This is a genomic window from Chitinivibrionales bacterium, assembly GCA_014728215.1.
Lineage (GTDB): Bacteria > Fibrobacterota > Chitinivibrionia > Chitinivibrionales > WJKA01 > WJKA01.
In genome coordinates this window covers 1-2,964 of sequence record WJLZ01000156.1, presented here as the reverse complement: position 1 = coordinate 2,964, position 2,964 = coordinate 1, and the positions used below count along the sequence as shown (strand labels likewise).

At 39.2% G+C, this 2,964-nt stretch carries 2 protein-coding genes; both read left to right on the top strand.

Going from position 1 to position 2,964, the window contains the following annotated elements; genetic code table 11:
* Positions 1 to 181: 181 nt before the first annotated feature.
* On the top strand, positions 182 to 838 hold the full coding sequence (locus GF401_13535) for a hypothetical protein (protein ID MBD3346076.1): 657 nt from the start codon (positions 182 to 184) through the stop codon (positions 836 to 838).
* Positions 835 to 2,601, top strand: coding sequence for a hypothetical protein (locus tag GF401_13530; protein MBD3346075.1), 1,767 nt, complete (start codon positions 835 to 837; stop codon positions 2,599 to 2,601). The genes GF401_13535 and GF401_13530 overlap by 4 nt, the downstream gene beginning before the upstream one ends.
* Positions 2,602 to 2,964 lie beyond the last annotated feature (363 nt).

Here is a 2,964-nt window from a genome sequence, read left to right as displayed (position 1 = left end):
TGAATATGGGAGCTGAGTTTGTATTTGACTATTAGTCATTGCCAGTACGAATGTGAGTAGAACCGAGGAGCCCGGTGCGGAAAAACTGCACGCCGGGATCTGTGAGGGGTGCATCGAGTAATCGGTGGGTCTACCTTAATTTTAGGTTGCTAATTCTACCGAAAACAGGAAGGATTATACTATGAAGATATTCAAACTATCATTATTCTTACTGCATATTTTAGCATTTCATATGTATGCAGAAAAACCGAGTATCCAAGAAATAGAAGCCAAAATCGAGCCGTTTTTGGATAGGATTTTTGATTCTGACATAACAAGATATGGCTTTAAAACAGGGGACGAGAAATCACAATGCCATCTCAGTGAACTTTTTCAAATTAAGTATTTAAAAACTGAACTAGGTCTTGAACTGAAAAAGAAGAAGAGATTGTCAATAGATGATGTTGAACAAAATAACGAAAGTGAGAGATGGTATGCTTTTCTTCTAGTTAAAGATGAAGCAAGAGCAATAGTAACTATTGCTTTCATAAATGGCAATTACCAAATCGCAGAAATAAGGCCTGAAAGAGAAACAAGGGCTCTTTTCCATCTTTTTAATAAACATAAAGGATTAAGGCTGTATAAGCATCCGGGCACAAGGCTCTTTTTGTTTCACTTGCCTGAATTTAACAACTACAACTTAACAATAATCGATAACCGGGATCAAAAAGATTTTAGGAAGAACTATTTGAATCGAATACCTCAAAAATATTCAACTGCAAAAAAATCAATAGAAATTGTTAGATCGAAAAATGATCAACTTAAGCTAAATCGAAAGGCGAAGGGAGGCAAAAGATGAAGAATAGAATAATATGCTTCCTAGCCCTTTCTATATTTTCTTCTGTCGGTCTGGCGAATACAACAAGAGATGAAGGAGGATTCAATGTAAAAATATTCAGCCAAGGTGACAATGTTCATCTTTGCTGGGCTTATGCAACTTTGAGTGTACTGCATCATTATCAAAAGCATTTTTCTATTGACCAGTTGGTTGATTATGCAACTTGCGGATTTTATGATGAATATGGCTGTTTGTGCTCAAAATGCTGTACTGAACATCCTGGATGTGTCAATTGCAGAAATGCAGTAAGCGGTATATTACAGGAAAAAGGCCAAATAGGTTCTTATTGCATCGGGCAAGCTGATTTTGATAACCACATTAAAACAAGTATCGATTTAAAACGACCATTAATTGCTCATTACACGATTATATCGAATGGCGTAGGCCATGATGTAGTTATTTCTAAGTATTGCAAAATAACATACTCTGACAATTCTGAGGTTAAGACAATTGAGTATATGGACCCATGGCTTGGGTACATGTCTTCTCCTGTTAATTATGACTATTTTTGCGGAGCTCAAAATGATGAGTATGACTATGATGAAACTCTGGTTTTGGAGAATAGCCCAGGGACAAGTTTTACCACGGATGCCGTCGATTGGGATGCAATAAAATGGTATTTCGAATTGGAAGAGGAAGAGACCCCTGGTGGTGGCTATTTACGAGACCAACCAGTCGCCTCTTGTGAACCATATGTCGGAGACCAAGGTTGTACACATGGATGCGCAACAAATGTCCATTTGACGGGAACGCAGCTTTGGTTTTCAAATGTCCCTCACACAAAATTCGAATATCCTGTTTCTTTTCCTAAAAAAGGTATTTACAAGATCAACCTCACCCTAAGAGGCAGTGTTTGCGATCGCGATGGTGGTAGCACAACAAATAGCTGTGAAATACCTATAGGAGATGTTCCAATGACATTGGAAGAGGTTAATAGTATTGCAGATTTGACTTTAAATGGTTCTGGTTCTAATTTCATTAAAAGGGACGATGTAATAATATCTGGATCAGAACTCGATAGAGCGCAGTATATCGATCAACCTTTTCCTCAGGAAGATGAAGAGGTAGCCTGTCGAGCATTTACGCTAGAAGATATACCAATAGAACAATTCCCTAAACGAAAGCCGGGCGATATAACCATTTCATTTGAAGCGTGGATTGCTCAGGCGGGAGTTGAAAACATTGTAATAACCTTAACGGAAAATAATTCCAATGGAACGGTGGGGCTGTCATTGCATAAAATCGAAACACAATTCTACCGTAATTTTATATATGGTTGCACGAATAGAAACGCCAGCAATCATAACCGCTATGCTGACATCGACGATGGCAGCTGTATTTTTCCTCCTCCTCCACCTCCGCCTCCTCCGCCACCTACAGTATACGATAAGACTTTTACATTTCAGGGTGCTGAAAGCCACTTCACACAGACATGCTATGGTTGTTTTTCGGTTGAAAAAGACTGTGATATCGTGAAATACAGGATTATCTGGGGCGATGGCACACCGGATGAGACCGGTTCAGGTAGATCAAACTACGTTAGCCAAAGTTTTACACATACCTATAGCAAGTTCGGTACCTTCCATCCTTATGTTGAGATAACACGTTTGCACTATAAATGCTGGCCACTTCCAGAAGAAAAGAAAAAGGAAACCAAGTCTCTTGCTACGATCATAAATAGGCCAGACATTAGTCCGGTTATTAATCTCCTATTATTGGATTAATACTGGGTCTTTTCTGAAGAAAGGAGGATGATGATAGATTAGGGGAATAATTATAAACGATTGGATTCTTACATCTGAAAGACTGCCGGATGAAAGAAAGCCTAACGGGCGCAGTCTCGAAATAAAGTACAATAAATCACTTGTGCAGGCCACTTGTAAGGGACGCGCGGAAACGCGATTCGGTTATAAAAATCTGCAAGTGCTGCACAGTTTAACATTGTACCTCAACCAGAAAGGAGTAAATATGACATGGCCATAGTACAGCACCCAAATAGCAAATGAGGGAATCAAGGATCCCCTCATTGCCTGACAATGGATTCTGCCAATGCTTTAGAGGAATCGGCAGAAAACCAAAGCATGATT

Bases quoted from the DNA above. Each gene is read 5' to 3' on its own strand.
- GF401_13535 (MBD3346076.1), top strand. From the start codon at position 182: ATGAAGATATTCAAACTATCATTATTCTTACTGCATATTTTAGCATTT.
- GF401_13530 (MBD3346075.1), top strand. From the start codon at position 835: ATGAAGAATAGAATAATATGCTTCCTAGCCCTTTCTATATTTTCTTCT.